We start from the raw sequence: 17,277 nt of genomic DNA on the forward strand, positions 1-17,277 counted from the left end.
CAATTAAACGCCAGGTAAAGTATTAGCTAATAAAGTACGTGGAGATAAAATTGTTTCTTTAGTGCAAGAAATAATGCAGGAAAACAATGCAATTTTAATCAAATTATCTTAAAATGCAAATTTATTAAAAAAATAAAGGGTTGATTTTAATTTTTTAGTTTTGCCAACCATAACAAATTCAAAATCTACATGATATCCCGCGCCCAACTCATCGAACAGATAAAACAGAAAAAATCATTTTTATGCGTTGGCCTTGATACCGACATAGATAAGATCCCCGAGTTTTTGCTGAAATATCCAGATCCTGTTTTCGAGTTCAACAAACGCATTATTGATGCCACTAAAGATCTTTGTATCGCTTACAAACCAAACGCTGCCTTTTACGAAAGCCGGGGTTTGAAAGGATTGCAAAGCCTAATCAGTACCGCGCAATACACGCCAAAGGATATCCTGAATATTATAGATGCCAAACGCGGCGATATCGGCAATACATCTGATAACTACGCAAAGGCATTTTTTAATGAAGAAACGTCGGGCATGAACTTTGATGCCATTACCGTTACGCCATATATGGGTAATGACAGCGTAACGCCTTATTTAAAATATGATGGTAAATGGGTAATTATCCTGGCGCTAACCTCATCTGTAGGGAGCAAAGATTTCCAGTACCTGGAAACCGAAACAGGCTTTTTGTACGAAACCGTTATTCAGAAGGCCAATACCTGGGCGGGGGCCGATAGGCTGATGTTTGTGGTTGGCGCCACCAAAAGCACCGAGTTTACCAATATCCGAAAATACGCGCCCGATAACTTTTTGCTGGTGCCCGGCATTGGCGCGCAGGGTGGTAACCTTGCAGATGTTTGCCAATACGGAATGACGAAAGATTGCGGCCTCATCGTTAATTCATCCCGCGGGATCATTTACGCCGGCAACGGCGAAGACTTTGCTGATGCCGCCCGTGCCGAAGCCCTCAAATTACAACGGCAGATGCAGGGTGAATTAGAGAAAGCAGGAGTTATTTAGGAAGAGTCAAGAGATAAGAACAAGAGATAAGAAACAAGAGTCAAGAAACAAGAGCTAAGGCCACGAGAATAAATTTTTTGTCATGGTTCTTGTTTCTTGACTCTCAAAAACTATACTTCCAGTTTTCCTTCAATTGAATCATCAAGTGTTTTACCAAGGGCGGCGCCTACCAGTTGTTTTACAAATGCTACAGCGTTGCCGTGTTTGTTATCCCAATAGTATCCTTGCGTTGGCGAGATCTTGATCACCGAGATCCGCGGGTCGTCCACACCTTCGGTAAACCATGTTTTTAAGATCGGCTCCCATAACTCTTTAATTTTTTCCTTGTCTTGGGTTATTTCGGCGATGCCATAAATATTCAGGAAGTCGGAGTATTTAGATCCCTGGAACAATAGCTGCACCATTGGATCTACAGCTATCTCCGCATTCTTGTGACTGTCATTTGCACTCAGGAACCAAAGGTCGCCGTTATCATCAATTTTTTGTGGCGACATAGGGCGGGTCGAGAAAGGTAACCCTGTTTTAATATTGCTACAGAAAAAGCAGCTGGTACCTTCGGCCATTTCTTTTAATTTTTTCCAGGCTTCATTGCCTTCCAGGTTTGCAAAATTATCTTCGGGTTGATTTTGGTTAATGCTGTCCATCGCTTAGTTTTAATAGTTAAATGATAATATATTAACCTATGAGAAATTTATTTGTTTGAGCGATGGAAAGTAATTTATAATTTTAATTACTCCTTAGGGAGAGGTGTAGTGGAAAGCGCGGCAGCAGGGACGCCATAAATCACTTAATATTTTATATGAACAACGTGGTGACACTGTTTTGTCAGTAGCCAAAAATTATAAGTATTTGATTATTAGTACCATACAAAAAATCCCATGCGTTCACGGCCGTGAACGTGAACATTTTGGCTCATTCTTTCAAAATAAAAGCATGTCAGCATTAACTTGTTTAAGACTTAGGAGTACCTAACGTTTCAAAGGGTCATCATGGCGAATATCACGCCGAAAAACTCACTTTCCTCTGCGGAAACCGCTCTGCATAGCCGGTTACAATATTGCGGATATAATCGTTACCAGGATAGGGGGTAAGGTAATTCTTAAGTGCCTGGATGTTGCCGACATCATAATAGTGAGAAATGTAGCCCATGCCATAAAAGCGGCCTTCTTCTATCAGGATGCAGCTATGCTCATCATCGGTACGGCCTTCATCGCGGATAGCAAATGTTGGAAGGGCCTTTTTCAATTCATCAAGGGCGCTTTGGATGCGGTTGTTATAAACCTCGGGCGGTTCGTGACCTTCGCAGGCGCAAGAGCCAACATTGACACCACTACATGGTTGGTCGTTTCTTTGGATGAAGCAGAGTTTCGGGCACAGGCCAAAAGTATCTATCAAATTTAATAACAGGCTGCGGCCTTCGTAAAGCGAGTTGCAGGCATAAACTGCCGGCATGTGTTTGCGGTGCTTATCAACGGCCAGTCGCAGGTAACCACGCTGGTCCTCATACATGTAAATGCCAAAGGTATTCTCGAACCGTTTTAACGAACGGTTGTATTTGGGCCAAAGGCGTTTTATCTCCACAGCTTCCGTTACCAGTGCGATCAACTCGTTCCCGCAAACCTGGTGACTAATGCGATAAATATTCTTTAAAAACTCCTGGCGTTGCAGGTTGGGGTTATTGCCGGTAAAGTGGCTGCAAACGCGTTTCTTTATATTCTTGGCTTTACCAACGTAAACAACTTTGCCTTTTTCATCGTGGAAATAATAGATCCCTGGTGATGTTGGTAACGCTTCAATATCTGTTTTAGGCAGATTGGCAGGTAGTACCTGTTCCTTACTGTTCTGCTTTAAGGCCGTATTAATATGGTTTGAAGCATCCTGTTTTAAATATAAACCGAACAGTTGGGCGGTAGCCTCCGCATCGCCCATAGCACGGTGGCGGCTGTTGTTTTGGATGCCTAAATGGGTACATAGCTTACCTAAGCTGTATGACATCAGCCCCGGCATAATTTTACGGCCCAAGCGAACAGTGCAAAGCTTGTTAGCATTTAGTTCGTAACCGGCGGCATTCAGGTGGTATCTCAGAAAAGAATAATCGAAATTTACGTTGTGGGCTACAAAGATCTGGCCTTTAAGCAAGTGGTAGATCTCGTGCGCTACATCCTCAAACAGCGGGGCATCCTGCACCATTTCATTGGTGATGCCGGTGAGGGCACGGATATAAACAGGAATATCCCTTTGCGGATTAACCAGCGACTCGAACCGGCGGGTTACTTTTTTTCCATCGTGGATGCATATAGCAATCTCGGTAATGCCATTAGCGCTGGCATGCCCACCCGTCGTCTCGATATCCACAATTGCATACATGGTTTCAAATGTAAACAATTTTGCTAATAATATTAGTTGATTTTTAAAAAAGTCGGCGAGTCTGAAAGTCGGCAGGTCCGAAAGATTTAAAGGGGTATTATATATTGCCACAAAAAAACCGACAACATAGTTATCGGTTTTTTCTTTCTGTCTTGCGGACCTCTCTATTTCTTCTTTGGCTGCAACTGCTGTTGCTGGCGCATTATTTCTTCCATTTTTGCACCGAAGCCTGTTTTTTTCTTTTTGTCCTCAGGTTTGTTTTTGTTTTCCTGGATCTGGGCGTGGATCTTTTTATCATCAACCATAAACTTAATCAGGTATTGCTGTAAAAAGGTTAGCATGTTGGCCAAAAAGTAGTAGTAGTTCAAACCTGATGGGTAGCTGTTCAGCGTAGCCAGGAAGATGATAGGGGTAATGTAACCTATGTATTTCATTTGGCCGGTAGCACCCGAGATCTGGTTATTGAAGTACGTGTAGATCAATGTAGATATCGTCATCAATAAACACATTAAACTGATGTGGTCACCAATAAAAGGGATCTTAGCGAAGGTAATTACCGCGTCATAAGTCGATAAGTCATGCATCCAAAGGAAGCTTTCGCCCCTAAGTTCAAACAAACTTGGGAAGAAACGGAAAAACGCGATCACGATAGGCATCTGTATCAGCAATGGTAAACAACCACCCAATGGGTTTACCCCGGCCTTTTTGTAAAGCTTGAGGTATTCCTGCTGTAAAAGGGTAGGGTTGTCTTCACCAACTTTACCTTTTATTTCGTCCATTTCCGGCTTTAAAACGCGCATTTTCGCCATTGATAAGTACGACTTATACGTAAGCGGCGACAATACCAGTTTAAGCACAATGGTTAATATCAAAATGATGATACCGTAGTTCCAGTTAAACTTGTTCAAAAAGTTAAACAACGGCAATACCGCAAACTGGTTAATGTATTTTAACGGCCCCCAGCCCAGGTTAACTAACTTTTGCAGGTCGTAACCCTGGTCTTTTAAGGTGTTGAAACGGTTAGGGCCAAAATAAAACTCTAAAGGCACCGCACCCGCCGCGTTTGGTGTAAGGGTTAGGTTGGCCTTCATTTTTTTAACGTTGGTTGTATCGGCAACATCGGTAGCAACCTCAAAATCAGATTTCGAGATGCCCTCTTTGGCGATCAGCACGTTGGAGAAGAAGTGTTGCTTGAATGCAACCCATTGCATTTTTTTCTCTACAATAGCCTTTTTATCGTCCTTGGTTTCGCTAAGGTAGTCAACTTCGTTATCGGTATTTTTATAATACACAGTAGAGTATTGACGCTCCTGCGTCATGTCCTTTTCCTTTTTAGGCAAACTCGCGCTCCAGTTAAGGTTGTAACCGCCTGTGGTAGATACTACTTGTTCCAGCCCGGTCGATTTGATATTCAACCCAACTTTAAAGCCTGTGCCTTTAAGCGAGTAAATATAATCTACATATTGTGTTGGGCTGTAGCTTAAACGCATGGTAACAGACGACGAATCCTGACCAGCCACCTGTAAACCTGTGCCGCTCGGCGTGAAATAAAGGTCATTAGTGTTTAAGGTACGGTCGCCGGCCTTAAGGGTTAGGCCAAACTTGTTATCGTCACCATCAAAAAGTATCAGTGGTTTTTTAGTGAACGTTTTGTAGTTTTTAAGTTCGGCAGAGTAAATGCGGCCACCTTTGGTAGATAGCTTTAGGCGCATCTCTTTGTTCTCGATGGTTACAAATTGCTCGGTGCCAACGGTAGCAGCGCCAAAAGGTGTTTTTAAAAGGGCCGAATCAACAACACCTGCTTTTTTAACGGTGTCTATTTTGGTAGCAGCCTTTGCCGCGGCTGTAGCAGCCGGGTCTTTTATCAGTCCTTTTTTGATCGAGTCAAGGTGAACGGTAAGCTGTTCTTTTTTAATGTCAGCTTCAGAAGGTTTCATGAAATATATGGAAGCACCCATAATAATCATGATCAGGAATAACCCTGTAAACGTATTTTTATCCATTATGTATTGTATCGTACTATTAATCAGTTCTTGCGGGCATAAGCTAGCGAAGCGGCGACAAAGTTAATAAAAAGTGGATGCGGATTAGCAACTGTTGATTTTAATTCGGGGTGAAACTGCGCCCCCACAAAAAACGGGTGATTTTTTAATTCCACAACCTCAACCAGGCCGTTATCCGGGTTAATGCCCGACGGGGTTAAACCTGCTGCTTCGTAATCTTTTAAGTAACTGTTATTAAACTCATAACGGTGCCTGTGGCGCTCGCTAATGTGTGTTTTACCGTATGCTAATGCCGCCTTGCTGCCTTTTTTAAGATCGCATGGGTAAGCGCCTAAACGCATGGTGCCGCCTTTGTTCACCACGGTTTTTTGGTCTTCCATCATGGCAATAACCGGGTGGGGGGTATCGGGATTCATCTCGGTGCTGCTGGCATCTTTCAAATTAAGCACGTTACGGCCAAACTCCACAACCGAACATTGCATGCCCAAACAGATCCCGAAGAACGGAATATTGTTTTCGCGTACGTAACGGATCGCTTCAATTTTTCCTTCAAAACCACGCTCGCCAAAGCCCGGTGCAACAAGCACACCATGCAAGCCACGCAATTTGTCTATCGCGTTCTCCGGCGTTAAATGTTCCGACGGGATGTATTGTACTTTCACCTTACACTCGTTTTTAGCGCCCGCGTGGATAAACGATTCGATGATAGACTTATAAGCATCGGGCAGTTCCACATATTTACCAACCAGGCCGATTTTCACTTCGGATGTCGGGTTTTTTAAGCGGCCCAAAAAGGCTTTCCAGTTATCCAGGTTGGGCTCGTTTTTATGCGATAGCTTTAATTTGGTTAAAACTGTTTTATCTAATTGTTCTTTCAGCATCAGCAACGGTACATCATAAATTGTTGATGCATCCATCGATTCGACAACCGCGTTGATGTTAACGTTACAAAATAAAGCGATTTTTTTTCTAATGTCCATATTAATATGGTGCTCGGTACGGCAAACCAAAATATCCGGCTGGATACCGTACTCCAATAACATCTTAACAGAGTGCTGTGTTGGTTTGGTTTTTAACTCGCCCGCTGCAGCCAGGAATGGGATAAGCGTTAGGTGGATCACCAGGGCGTTACCCGGGCCGGCTTCCCATTTAAACTGCCTTACGGCTTCCACAAAAGGTAATGATTCAATATCGCCCACGGTACCACCTATTTCGGTGATCACAATATCGTAATCGCCGGTTTCGCCAAGGATGCGCATGTTGCGTTTTATCTCATCAGTAATGTGAGGTACAACCTGCACGGTTTTGCCAAGAAATGCACCCTCGCGTTCGCGGTTGATCACATTTTGGTAGATACGGCCCGTGGTAATGTTGTTGGCTTTTGAGGTTGGCGTGTTCAGGAAACGCTCGTAGTGGCCAAGGTCAAGGTCGGTTTCGGCGCCATCCTCGGTAACATAACATTCGCCATGTTCGTAAGGGTTTAAAGTTCCCGGATCAATATTAATGTAAGGATCGAATTTTTGGATGGTTACGCGGTAGCCGCGTGCCTGTAAAAGTTTAGCTAATGAGGCCGAAATAATGCCTTTTCCTAACGATGAGGTAACTCCACCCGTAACAAAAATGTATTTAGTCATGATTTTTTTGAAATCCGGTAAGCGGTTTTAAGGCCGAAACCATTGTTTGTGTACGGGATACAAAAGTAGGAAAAATAACGGCATTTAAGAGGCCAAATTACATTTGTGGAAAAGCTTTTGGTGGGTTGGGCATTTGGAGAAAAGCAATAGGATAAGAATCAAGAGCCAAGACATTAGTTAAGCTTATTCAAAAAAAGCAGCCTGTTGTAGCTGCTTTTTAGTTTACTTCCCAATAGCACTTTGTATATGTTTCGGATATCTTGCACCAACAATTTCGATCTCTTTCAAAGCGTTTTCTATATTTACTAATTCATTTTCGTTTAAATGTATGAGTGCACCACCTACATTTTCTTCCAACCTATGAATTTTTGTTGTTCCTGGTATTGGCACAATCCAAGGTTTTTGAGCTAAGAGCCAAGCCAACGAAATCTGTGCGGGTGTTGCATTGTTTTTGGCGCCAATTTCACGAACCACATCCACTAAAGTTTGATTAGCTTTTCTATTTTCTTCTGAAAATTTCGGAACCTGATTTCTAAAATCCGTTGAATCAAATTTGGTGTTTTCATCGATTGCACCGGTCAAAAATCCTTTTCCCAATGGACTGAATGGTACGAAACCGATGCCCAATTCTTCCAACATTGGTAACGTTTCTTTTTCTACATCGCGAAAAAACAACGAGTATTCACTTTGCAAAGCTGCAACAGGCTGTATGGCGTGTGCCGTGCGTATGGTTTCTACCCCTGCTTCTGATAATCCCCAGTGTCTTATTTTTCCTTCTTTTATTAAATCCTGGATAGTTCCGGCAACATCTTCAATCGGAACGTTTGTGTCAACTCTGTGCTGGTAAAAAAGGTCAATATAATCTGTTTGTAAATAGCGCAGAGAGTTTTCTGCCACTACGCGGATCCTTTCCGGCCGACTATCAAGACCGTTAAAAGCTTCGCCATCTTTAAAGCCAAATTTTGTACCGATCACAACCTTATCACGGAATGGCTTTACAGCTTTTCCCAATAACGTTTCATTACCACCCTGGCTGTAAGCCTCAGCCGTATCAAAAAATGTGATGCCTAAATCAAAGGCTTTCCGAATCAGTGCAATAGCATCTTTTTCATCGGTTGCCGGGCCGTAACCGTAGGTTAATCCCATACATCCTAAACCTAATGCAGATACTTCTAACCCGCCATTTCCTAATATCCTCTTCTCCATATTGTTTACTTTTCGGTTGATAATTATTTAGACATTGTTTATGGCTCTAACCCAAACCTACAGATGAAAGTATTGACAAATTAGTATGTAGGAGCATGAAGTCCTATGCAAGGGCGGCTTTAAAACAACCCATTCACTTCCCGCTCAATCTTTTCTACGATAGAGGCCATGTCTTCGGTGTTGTTGGCAAAGTCCAGGTTGTCTTTATCAAGCACAAGCAGTTTGCCCAGTTTGTAGCCGTTTATCCACTTGTCGTATTTCTCGTTCAATTTGGATAGGTAATCTATGCGGATGCCAATCTCGTACTCGCGGCCACGGCGTTGGATGTTGTTTACCAGGGTGGGTACAGATGCTTTAAGATACACCAGCAAGTCCGGTGGTTTAATAAACTCCGTGATGTTATCAAACATGCTTTGGTAGTTCTCGTAATCGCGGGTGGTCATCAGGCCCATGTCGTGCAGGTTCTCTGCAAAAATGTAGGCATCCTCGTATATGGTACGGTCCTGGATAATATCGCGGCCACCTTTTTGGATATCCACTATCTGGCGGTAACGGCTATTCAGGAAATAGATCTGCAGGTTAAAACTCCAGCGTTTCATTTCGTTATAAAAATCTTCCAGGTAGGGGTTGTTATCAACCGCCTCGTAAAGGGGTTCCCAGCCGTAATTTTTCGCTAACATTTCGGTAAGTGTAGTTTTACCGGCGCCTATATTTCCTACAATAGCTATGTGCATCTTTATTTTATTGCGATTATTTGTTCATGGTCAATAGATAATAGTTCATGGTCAGTAATCATCGCGCGAACATCATTAGCTACATCGCTAAGATACGCTATGAACCATGAACCATCAACTATGAACTATCTAAAAATTCCTGAAACCGATAATTTCTCTTACCTCTTTGATGGTTTTCGCGGCGCTTTCTCGGGCCTTGGCAGCACCGTACCGTGCAACCTGCCTTAACATTGGCGCATCGTTAGCTATATCGGCAATTCGTTCGCGGATAGGCGTGGTCGCGATGACCATGTCCTCGGCAAGCTGTTTCTTCAGATCGCCGTAACGGATGGCGCAGGTATTGTATAGGTTATCGAAATGTTCAATAGTATCCGCTGTTGATACCACCTTCATCAGGTCGAACAGATTTTGGATCTCTTGCGGTTTTGGCTGATTATCTTCGGTTGGGCCGCTATCGGTAACGGCGCGCATCACTTTTTTGCGGATGGCTTCAGGCGTGTCGCTTAAAAATATGGCATTGCCTTCACCTTCACTTTTTCCCATTTTACCTTTGCCGTCAAGTCCCGGTATTTTTACCAGGCTCTCGCCCATGCTAAAAGCGTATGGCTCGGGGAAGTAATCGTTATTGTAAAGCCTGTTAAAGCGGTTGCCAAATGTGCGCGACATTTCAAGGTGCTGCTCCTGGTCTTTACCTACAGGTACTTTTGTTGCTTTGTGGATCAATATATCTGCAGCCATTAAAACCGGATAGGTTAAAAGGCCTGCGTTTACGTTATCGGGATTGTCGCGTACTTTATCTTTAAAAGAAGTTGCGCGTTCCAGTTCGCCCATATAGGCGTTCATGTTGAGGTACAAATATAGCTCTGTAACCTCGGGCACGTCACTTTGTACGTAAATGGTCGCTTTTTCAGGGTCGATGCCCGCCGCCAAATACTCTATCAAAACCTGCTTTACATTGCCATGCAGGTTGGCGGGTGTAGGGTGCGTAGTTAACGAATGCAGGTCGGCTATAAAAAAATAGCACTTGTATTCGTGCTGCATTTTAACAAAATTTTGTACCGCCCCGTAGTAATTACCCAGGTGCAAATTCCCGGTTGACCGGATGCCGCTAACAACAGTTTCCATATAGGGGGCGAAAGTAAGTATTTTTTCTATTTTTGGGGGCGATGAAAATGATATTGAAGAAAGTACACCTATACCTTTACCAGGGCAGTGTGGGGCTTTTTTATTTTCTGTTATGGCCTTTGATGTACTACTTTTCGCGTAAACCGCAAAGGTATAAGCACCTGAACCGTTTACGCCGTATCTGGGGGCTTATAAGTTCGTTTTGTGTTGGCATAAGGTATAATTACAATTTTGAAGAACCTATAGACTGGAGCAAAACGTATATTGTTTGCCCCAACCATACCAGCAATCTGGATATTACCGCCCTTAGCCTGCTGGTTAAAAGTAACTGCTGTTTTATGGGGAAAGAGGAACTGGTGGACGGCATTGTTACGCGCCTTTTTTTCCGTACGGTAGATATCCCGGTGAACCGCGAAAGTAAAATAGCATCCTTCAGGGCGTTTAAACTGGCTATGGGCAGGCTGGAGAATGGTATCACCGTAATTATTTTCCCCGAGGCTACCATCCCTGATAATTACCCGCCCCAACTGCATGGTTTCAAAAATGGTCCTTTTCGTATGGCTATAGAGCTTAAGGTGCCTATTATCCCGGTATCATCGCTAAACACCTGGAAGATTTTTTGGGATGATGGCAAGAAATTTGGCAGCAAGCCGGGGGTATGTGATATATTTGTACATAAGCCGATAGAAACGGCGCACTTAACGATTGATGATGCCGATGCGCTGCGTGACCAGGTGCACGCCATTATTAGCAATAAAATACACGAGCATGACCATAGACGAACAAACGGTTGATAAAATAGCCCACCTGGCACGCCTTAAACTGGCCGACAGCGAAAAGCAGGGCATGATCAAAGACATGAACAAGATATTGGGGTTTATGGATAAACTGAACGAGGTAGATACTAGCGGTGTTGAGCCTTTAGTTTATATGACCGCCGAGCCAAACATACTGCGCGAGGATATTATTAAACAACAAATTACCACCCGGGAAGCGTTACAAAACGCACCCGACCACGACCAAAGCCACTTTTTGGTAGAGAAAGTGATAAAGTAAAGGGGCAGCCAAGATATTAGAGTCAAGAATTAAGAAAAGGCACAATTTATCTTCATCCTGGTTCTTGGTTCTTAACTCTTGATTCTTTTTTCTAAGCGTGTAACATTTTATACCACTCTGCTGTCAAAGTAACAAAAAACGGAACATGGCAATAGCTACAAAAAAGGAAGAGCCTCTTATTATTATTAAAGATATCGGCCGTAAATACGTTATTGGTGCGGAGATCATCCACGCTATAAAGTCGGTAACCTTAAATATTAACAAAGGCGAATTTGTAGCGCTGATGGGCCCTTCGGGTTCGGGCAAATCAACCCTGATGAATATCTTGGGCTGTTTAGATACCCCAACCAAAGGCGAATACATCCTTAACGGCATCAACGTGAGCCACATGACGGATAATGACCTCGCTGAGGTTCGTAACACTGAAATCGGGTTCGTTTTCCAGACGTTTAACCTTTTACCACGTAACAGCGCTTTAGATAATGTTGCCCTGCCATTGGTTTATGCAGGCATCAGCAAAGAAAAACGTAACGAACGTGCACGCCAGGCTCTTGAAAATGTAGGCCTTGGTAACCGTACAGATCACCGTCCTAACGAATTATCTGGCGGTCAACGCCAGCGTGTGGCCGTAGCCCGCGCCCTTATAAACGACCCCTCCATCATCCTTGCAGATGAACCTACAGGTAACCTGGATACCAAAACATCCATTGAAATTATGGGCCTGCTCGAGGATATCCACGCTAAAGGCAATACCATTATACTGGTAACACACGAGGAGGATATTGCCATGCACGCCCACCGTATTGTGCGCATGCGCGATGGTTTGGTAGAGAATGATTACATGAACGAGAACATCCAAACCGTAAGCAGACGCGTACCAGAGACAGCCGAAAAAGAAGGCATCAACTTAGAAAAATAATAGTTTTTCATTTATAATAACAAAGCCCTTATTGCAATGCGCAATAAGGGCTTTTAGTTTTGTGTGCTTTTTAGTCTAACACTTCAACTCTGCCAGCCTTGCCACAAAATCGGCAAGGTATAAGGTATGTTCCGGAGTGATGGGTTTGCGGTTACCAATAATAAGCGTATGCTCGTAGATCTCAATCACAAAATCGGTTTCTTTAATAGCCATCATGGCATCACGAAACTCTTGTGTCATAGCAAATTCGGCTTTGCGCTTATCATCGGTTAATACGTAGTAGCGGTCGCTGAACAGCTTGTCTTCCTTAAAATCGAGCTCAATTGGGAATATGATCTCGCGAATCTTATCAATAATGGTTTCGGTACGGATGAAAACCCGGCCAAAGTCGCGCTTTAAATAGGCGAGGCCCCAGGGTTGGTATTCGGTGATGATGGTTTTACGCCCTTTTGCGGGTGTATGCTCGGTATCCATGTCCACAAACAACAAGTAGCTATCGCCGCAGGCGTTTTTGATAGCAAAGGTGTCGCGGATATTTACCGCCTTATGGTGGTTCAAAACCTCGAACTGCTCCAGCTGAAAATCAATAAAACCCGGCACCTCAATCCTGAACTTTTCTTTTAATGCCTGGCTGGTCGCTTCAAAATCATTGCTTTCGGTTAGATGTAGCCCGGTTGTGTCAAATAAAAATTTATCCATCAGTTACCATAAAAAAATGAGACTAAAGATAATAACAGATGTTACAGTTTGATAATAAATTCATTATCAACGAGCGGCAAATAAAAAAAATCCTAAATTAAATGTATTTTGCGTTACTAAGCATTTATCAATTAATATGAAGAAATTATTATTCCCGCTTGTTGCGCTTTTAGCTGTTGCGCTGATATTTCAGTCGTGCAAAAAGGCTAAGGAAGTTACAATAACCAACGGTATAACCATCCAAGGGTTATTATCTATAACAGGTAGTGGCAGTAGCCTGGGTATAACATCCAGTGCAGCCATGCAGGTTGCAGCAGAGGATGTTAACGACTACTTTGCTTCAAAAGAATATAATTACAGTATTGGAGTAAATATTGTAGATACCAAACAAACTGCAGACCTGGCCGTGTCATTATTTACTAATGCGAAAAACAACGGCATTCACTTTATAGTTGGCCCGCAAAGCAGTGCCGAACTTGCAGCCTTGAAACCATTGGCAGATCAGTCAAACATCATTGTTGTAAGCCAAAGCAGTACTGCAGGCAGCCTTGCTATTGCCGGCGATAATATATTCCGCTTTTGCCCGTCAGATAAGATAGAAGGCGCTGCAATGGCCAATACCATTTACAAAAGAGGCCAAACGGCTTTAGTCACCGTAGCACTTGACGATGCCGGCAACAAAGGCTTGCAAGCATCTGTAGGTAATGCATTCGTTGCTAAAGGCGGTGTTGTAAACCCGGTTACACCATACCCCGTTAACACTACCGATTTTACCACTGTAATAGCCAGTATTAAAACCAAAGTTGCCAGCTATAATGCAACCTACGGTGCCGGTAAAGTTGCTGTTTACCTGGCATCATTTGATGATGGTGCCCTGCTGATGAAATCCGCTGCTACCGAGCCAACTTTAGCTGCTGTAAAATGGTATGGCGGTGATGGTTCTGTATTAAACACCAAATTTACAGATGATGCAGTTGTAGCAGATTTTGCTATTGCTACAGGCTTTTTCTCTCCATCGCTGGGGTTGCCTGCCGCTTTTGAGCCACAGTATGCGCCAGTAGCAAAACGTATAAAAGATAAAACCAAGTTAAATGCCGATGCCTTTGCATTAGCCGCCTACGATGCGGTTTGGGCAATTGCCTACACTATTGAAGCTAACAATGGCGATGTAAGCGATTTTGCCAAGCTAAAAACCAGCTTTGTAGAGCAAGCCAATAAACACCAGGGCATTACCGGTGACGATAAACTTGACGAATTTGGCGACCGCGCAAGCGGCACTTTCGATTATTTTGGTATTACAAAAACAGGTACTATTTACAGTTGGGTGTTAGTAGGCAAATCTGATGATTAGGTAATGTTTGATAAAGAGCCTAATTGGAGATAACAAAAATGGGAATTAACTTTAACTTTATTCCCATTTTATGCTTTGATCCGCAGTTAGTTACTCCCACCATTTTGCCTTCTCAATTTGGAGTGCTTTTGTTTTATTTACTGATGATGTGTAGGCGTCACGTAAAGTTTGCCAACCCGCCGGCAGGTATTTATTATCCGGAGAAAATTCGCCTGCCCCAATATCAAAACCTTTTGAATTTGGGATTCGGTAGTCGCCCCAATTACACCGTTTAATTATTTTGTTGTTGTGGCTTATCCATTGGCCTGTAAACTGGTTATTTAAATACCCATCGGCATTTTTATTGATATCATCATAATAAACGGAGTTGTTTTTATCAAGATAAAACCCGGATGTAAAAGCACCTTTAAATGCGCCGGCGTGTTCTTGCTTTGTGGCTTCGGCTAAATTATAAGAGCCAATCAATAAATATTCGCCTTTAATGCCTTTATCTTTAAGTTCATCATCTACTCCAAACGAAGTTTTTTTGTACTTACGGATATTAGTTATTTTAATCGTACCACGAAATTCATTAATATTGTTTTTAACCATTGATTTGCCGTAAACATTGTAAGTATTAGGCAACGATGAGTTTTTGACTATAGAAATGATCTTTATTCTAATGCGTTGAAATTTATCACCAATAAAACCATATACAAAAGAGTTATCTGTTGTGATAAAAAGTTTTGAATAATCGTAGCGGATAAGTTTGCTTTTTAATTCTTTGGACGATAGAAAACTATCGGCTAAATTTTTATTCTTGAATTTTTCAGCCTCGGTTTGCGCAAATACTATTACAAATTTTAAAGTAATAATTGCAACGAGCAGTGCCTTTTTCATCATTATGGTTAAACCATTAAGTTAAGTAATTTATCTTAATACTTATATGGCTGCATCCTGCCACAGCTACATGCACAGTTATCGTCGGTAACGCCCAGTTTCTTTAGGAAGAACTGGTAAAAGCCAATACGATCTTTCATGCTGTAGTTGTCTTCGCCTTTGTTGCATTCCAGTTCACCGTTTACGATGAGTATCGTCATCCCGAAGCCGGAAGCGCGGCCTTTGACTTTGTCGGTAGCGTTTGGCTGCCATTTGCCTATCATTACATCGTGTGCCGATGGTTTGTGAGTTTCGGGTGTCATCCAAAAATAGATGGCCGTTTTAAAAGCAACAACCGGGTCGGTTTCTATTAGCGCCGGGTTATTAAGCAATACGTGCCTGTCGCCAAAAATACAATCTGAGGCATAGCCGTAGTTACCGTTGTAGCTTATTTGCATTGGCCCGCGGCCATAATATTTTTGCCCTTTAACAGGAGGATACTCGTCGCTGTCGCTAACGTAGGTGGCGTTGGTATTATCTTCGTGGATCAGCATCAGGCCGTCGGTGTAACTTTCATTACGGCCGTGGCGCGTTTCATGAGCAATCTGCGCGAAAAAGGCTGCCAGTTCGCGTTTGTTACCTGCGGCATCTTTTTCCGAACAAAAATTTCCGTAATCTACAGTATAGGTGCTATCCGGTTTTACTTTGGCCCAAGCCTCGTTCCAGTCGCCATCCTGGCGTACGGTGGTGGCTTTGCCGTTGCTTTTATTTGTACGGATGAATTGGTAAACCGATACCGCCCTGCGTGTAACCTGCAGCTTTATTTGCGCCAGCTCGTTAACGGCTTGTATAAAGGCTTTGTAGGTGTAAAATTTATTTCGCTCGGGGAATAGGGCGTTAAATTGCTGCTCGGTTAAAAAGGTGGCAAAGTCTGCCTTGTGTTTTGGCGCTATGGCAACAGTTTTTGATGCTGTGCCGCTGCTGCATTTAAAGCTTAGTAATGCAACTGTAATTAAACAAATAAGCCCTGCCCTGGCAGATGATATTATGGGTTTCATAGTTTCTAAATAATATATTTGAACAATATAATACTGTACAAGTTTAGCACAATATGTTAAAACGCCGCTAAAATTGTAAAATTGCTATTGTACTTATGAAGATATACACCAAAACAGGAGATAAGGGCTATACATCATTAATTGGCGGTACCCGTGTGCCCAAGCACCACCTGCGGATAGAAAGCTATGGAACGGTAGATGAACTTAACTCATACATCGGCCTGATACGCGACCAGCAAATTACTGACTATGATAAGGACATCCTGAAACAAATACAGGACAGGTTGTTCACTATTGGCTCGTCGCTGGCGGCCGATCCCGAAAAATCTAAAATGGTAATACCCGACCTTTACCCCCAAGATATAGAACTGCTGGAAAAAGAAATGGACCGCATGAACGAAACCTTGCCCCAGCTGCGCCATTTTATTTTGCCGGGTGGTAATAATACCATATCTTACTGCCACATAGCGCGCTGTGTTTGCCGCCGGGCCGAACGACTGACTGTGCATTTGGCCGAAGAAAGCAAGGTTGACGAGCAAGTGAACATTTATCTGAACAGATTGAGCGATTACCTGTTCACTTTAGCCAGGATGGTGGGGTACGCCGATAAAGTGCCTGAAAATCAATGGATACCCCGTGTTTGAAAAAATTACAAAAAAATAATAAAAATCAATTTAAAAATATTATACTTTTGCGAAAAAGCAAAATTTACCACTTTAACATAAAAACATGTATTGGACACTTGAATTAGCATCGCACCTTGAAGATGCGCCATGGCCTGCCACAAAAGACGAATTAATTGATTACGCCATACGTTCCGGAGCGCCGGTAGAGGTTATTGAGAACCTGCAGGCACTTGAAGATGATGGTGAACCGTATGAAAATATAGAGGAAATATGGCCGGATTATCCTACTAAAGACGATTTCTTTTTTAACGAGGACGAGTATTAAATATGCTTCGGTTAAATATTTAAAGCCCTGTAAACAGGGCTTTTTTTATTTTGACTACTTTTTGGAATGATTTTGGTATAGGTAGATTTAAATACATTTACTTAAACATAAAACATTTTACCATGAGAAGCTTATTGTACCTTATCGCTGTTATCCTTGTTATAGCCTGGATCTTCGGAGCATTTATATCACCGTTTGGTGGTAATATTATACACGTATTATTAGTTATAGCTATTATAGCCGTAATTTTAGGTGTTATCAGGAGGGCTTAGTAAAGCTTTCAAATAATATTA

18 protein-coding genes are annotated in these 17,277 nt (G+C 42.6%); 8 read left to right on the forward strand and 10 right to left on the reverse strand.

From position 1 onward, the window contains the following. Nucleotides 1–192: 192 nt before the first annotated feature. Entirely contained in the window at nucleotides 193–1,023 is an 831-nt protein-coding gene (gene pyrF, locus ABIB39_RS10025) for an orotidine-5'-phosphate decarboxylase (RefSeq protein WP_354430121.1), read from the forward strand. A gap of 110 nt (nucleotides 1,024–1,133) precedes the next feature. Here pyrF and ABIB39_RS10030 read toward each other — a convergent pair whose 3' ends face one another. The 7 genes from ABIB39_RS10030 to trpS form a co-directional block, all read right to left on the reverse strand. Beyond that, nucleotides 1,134–1,667, reverse strand: coding sequence for a pyridoxamine 5'-phosphate oxidase family protein (locus tag ABIB39_RS10030; protein ID WP_354429547.1), 534 nt, complete (start codon nucleotides 1,665–1,667; stop codon nucleotides 1,134–1,136). A 355-nt stretch (nucleotides 1,668–2,022) separates the two neighbouring features. Then, nucleotides 2,023–3,390: an exonuclease domain-containing protein gene (locus ABIB39_RS10035; protein WP_354429549.1), complete on the reverse strand. Its 1,368-nt coding sequence runs from the start codon at nucleotides 3,388–3,390 to the stop codon at nucleotides 2,023–2,025. 164 nt (nucleotides 3,391–3,554) lie between these two features. Further along, the gene (gene yidC / locus ABIB39_RS10040) at nucleotides 3,555–5,393 is read right to left on the reverse strand and encodes a membrane protein insertase YidC (protein ID WP_354429551.1); all 1,839 of its coding nucleotides are present in this window, start codon (nucleotides 5,391–5,393) and stop codon (nucleotides 3,555–3,557) included. Between the two features lie 23 nt (nucleotides 5,394–5,416). Continuing rightward, on the reverse strand, nucleotides 5,417–7,027 hold the full coding sequence (gene pyrG, locus ABIB39_RS10045) for a CTP synthase (RefSeq protein WP_354429553.1): 1,611 nt from the start codon (nucleotides 7,025–7,027) through the stop codon (nucleotides 5,417–5,419). Nucleotides 7,028–7,249: 222 nt separating this feature from the next. Further along, the gene (locus ABIB39_RS10050) at nucleotides 7,250–8,233 is read right to left on the reverse strand and encodes an aldo/keto reductase (RefSeq protein WP_354429555.1); all 984 of its coding nucleotides are present in this window, start codon (nucleotides 8,231–8,233) and stop codon (nucleotides 7,250–7,252) included. Between the two features lie 119 nt (nucleotides 8,234–8,352). Next, nucleotides 8,353–8,967 (reverse strand): deoxynucleoside kinase, encoded by a 615-nt coding sequence (locus ABIB39_RS10055; RefSeq protein WP_354429557.1) that lies wholly within the window; start codon nucleotides 8,965–8,967, stop codon nucleotides 8,353–8,355. A 129-nt stretch (nucleotides 8,968–9,096) separates the two neighbouring features. Then, nucleotides 9,097–10,092 carry a tryptophan--tRNA ligase gene (trpS, locus tag ABIB39_RS10060; RefSeq protein ID WP_354429559.1) on the reverse strand — a complete coding sequence of 332 codons (996 nt, stop codon included), beginning with the start codon at nucleotides 10,090–10,092 and terminating at the stop codon, nucleotides 9,097–9,099. 47 nt (nucleotides 10,093–10,139) lie between these two features. On the opposite strand from trpS, the gene ABIB39_RS10065 reads away from it, so the two are divergent. The 3 genes from ABIB39_RS10065 (at nucleotide 10,140) to ABIB39_RS10075 (ending at nucleotide 12,067) form a co-directional block, all read left to right on the forward strand. Next, nucleotides 10,140–10,886, forward strand: coding sequence for a lysophospholipid acyltransferase family protein (locus ABIB39_RS10065; protein WP_354429561.1), 747 nt, complete (start codon nucleotides 10,140–10,142; stop codon nucleotides 10,884–10,886). Next, on the forward strand, nucleotides 10,861–11,148 hold the full coding sequence (gene gatC / locus ABIB39_RS10070; protein WP_354429562.1) for an Asp-tRNA(Asn)/Glu-tRNA(Gln) amidotransferase subunit GatC: 288 nt from the start codon (nucleotides 10,861–10,863) through the stop codon (nucleotides 11,146–11,148). Before ABIB39_RS10065 ends, gatC begins: the two co-directional genes overlap by 26 nt. Nucleotides 11,149–11,293: 145 nt before the next feature. Continuing rightward, nucleotides 11,294–12,067: an ABC transporter ATP-binding protein gene (locus tag ABIB39_RS10075; RefSeq protein ID WP_354429564.1), complete on the forward strand. Its 774-nt coding sequence runs from the start codon at nucleotides 11,294–11,296 to the stop codon at nucleotides 12,065–12,067. Nucleotides 12,068–12,142: 75 nt separating this feature from the next. Here ABIB39_RS10075 and ABIB39_RS10080 read toward each other — a convergent pair whose 3' ends face one another. Beyond that, entirely contained in the window at nucleotides 12,143–12,766 is a 624-nt protein-coding gene (locus ABIB39_RS10080) for a hypothetical protein (RefSeq protein ID WP_354429566.1), read from the reverse strand. A gap of 136 nt (nucleotides 12,767–12,902) precedes the next feature. On the opposite strand from ABIB39_RS10080, the gene ABIB39_RS10085 reads away from it, so the two are divergent. Then, nucleotides 12,903–14,117 (forward strand): ABC transporter substrate-binding protein, encoded by a 1,215-nt coding sequence (locus ABIB39_RS10085; protein ID WP_354429568.1) that lies wholly within the window; start codon nucleotides 12,903–12,905, stop codon nucleotides 14,115–14,117. A gap of 90 nt (nucleotides 14,118–14,207) precedes the next feature. Here the strand turns inward: ABIB39_RS10085 and ABIB39_RS10090 are convergent, their stop codons facing one another. Both ABIB39_RS10090 and ABIB39_RS10095 read right to left on the reverse strand, forming a co-directional pair. Beyond that, nucleotides 14,208–14,999, reverse strand: coding sequence for a hypothetical protein (locus ABIB39_RS10090; RefSeq protein WP_354429570.1), 792 nt, complete (start codon nucleotides 14,997–14,999; stop codon nucleotides 14,208–14,210). A 32-nt stretch (nucleotides 15,000–15,031) separates the two neighbouring features. Beyond that, a complete protein-coding gene (locus ABIB39_RS10095; RefSeq protein WP_354429572.1) occupies nucleotides 15,032–16,033 on the reverse strand; it encodes a chitinase in 1,002 nt (333 codons plus the stop codon). A gap of 95 nt (nucleotides 16,034–16,128) precedes the next feature. On the opposite strand from ABIB39_RS10095, the gene ABIB39_RS10100 reads away from it, so the two are divergent. The 3 genes from ABIB39_RS10100 (at nucleotide 16,129) to ABIB39_RS10110 (ending at nucleotide 17,256) form a co-directional block, all read left to right on the forward strand. Continuing rightward, on the forward strand, nucleotides 16,129–16,677 hold the full coding sequence (locus ABIB39_RS10100) for a cob(I)yrinic acid a,c-diamide adenosyltransferase (protein ID WP_354429574.1): 549 nt from the start codon (nucleotides 16,129–16,131) through the stop codon (nucleotides 16,675–16,677). Between the two features lie 85 nt (nucleotides 16,678–16,762). Beyond that, a complete protein-coding gene (locus tag ABIB39_RS10105) occupies nucleotides 16,763–16,984 on the forward strand; it encodes a DUF2795 domain-containing protein (RefSeq protein ID WP_002996718.1) in 222 nt (73 codons plus the stop codon). 122 nt (nucleotides 16,985–17,106) lie between these two features. Continuing rightward, a complete protein-coding gene (locus ABIB39_RS10110; RefSeq protein ID WP_322227803.1) occupies nucleotides 17,107–17,256 on the forward strand; it encodes a lmo0937 family membrane protein in 150 nt (49 codons plus the stop codon). The last annotated feature ends 21 nt before the right edge of the window (nucleotides 17,257–17,277 follow it).

It is taken from the genome of Mucilaginibacter sp. UYP27 (genome assembly GCF_040547175.1).
GTDB lineage: Bacteria > Bacteroidota > Bacteroidia > Sphingobacteriales > Sphingobacteriaceae > Mucilaginibacter.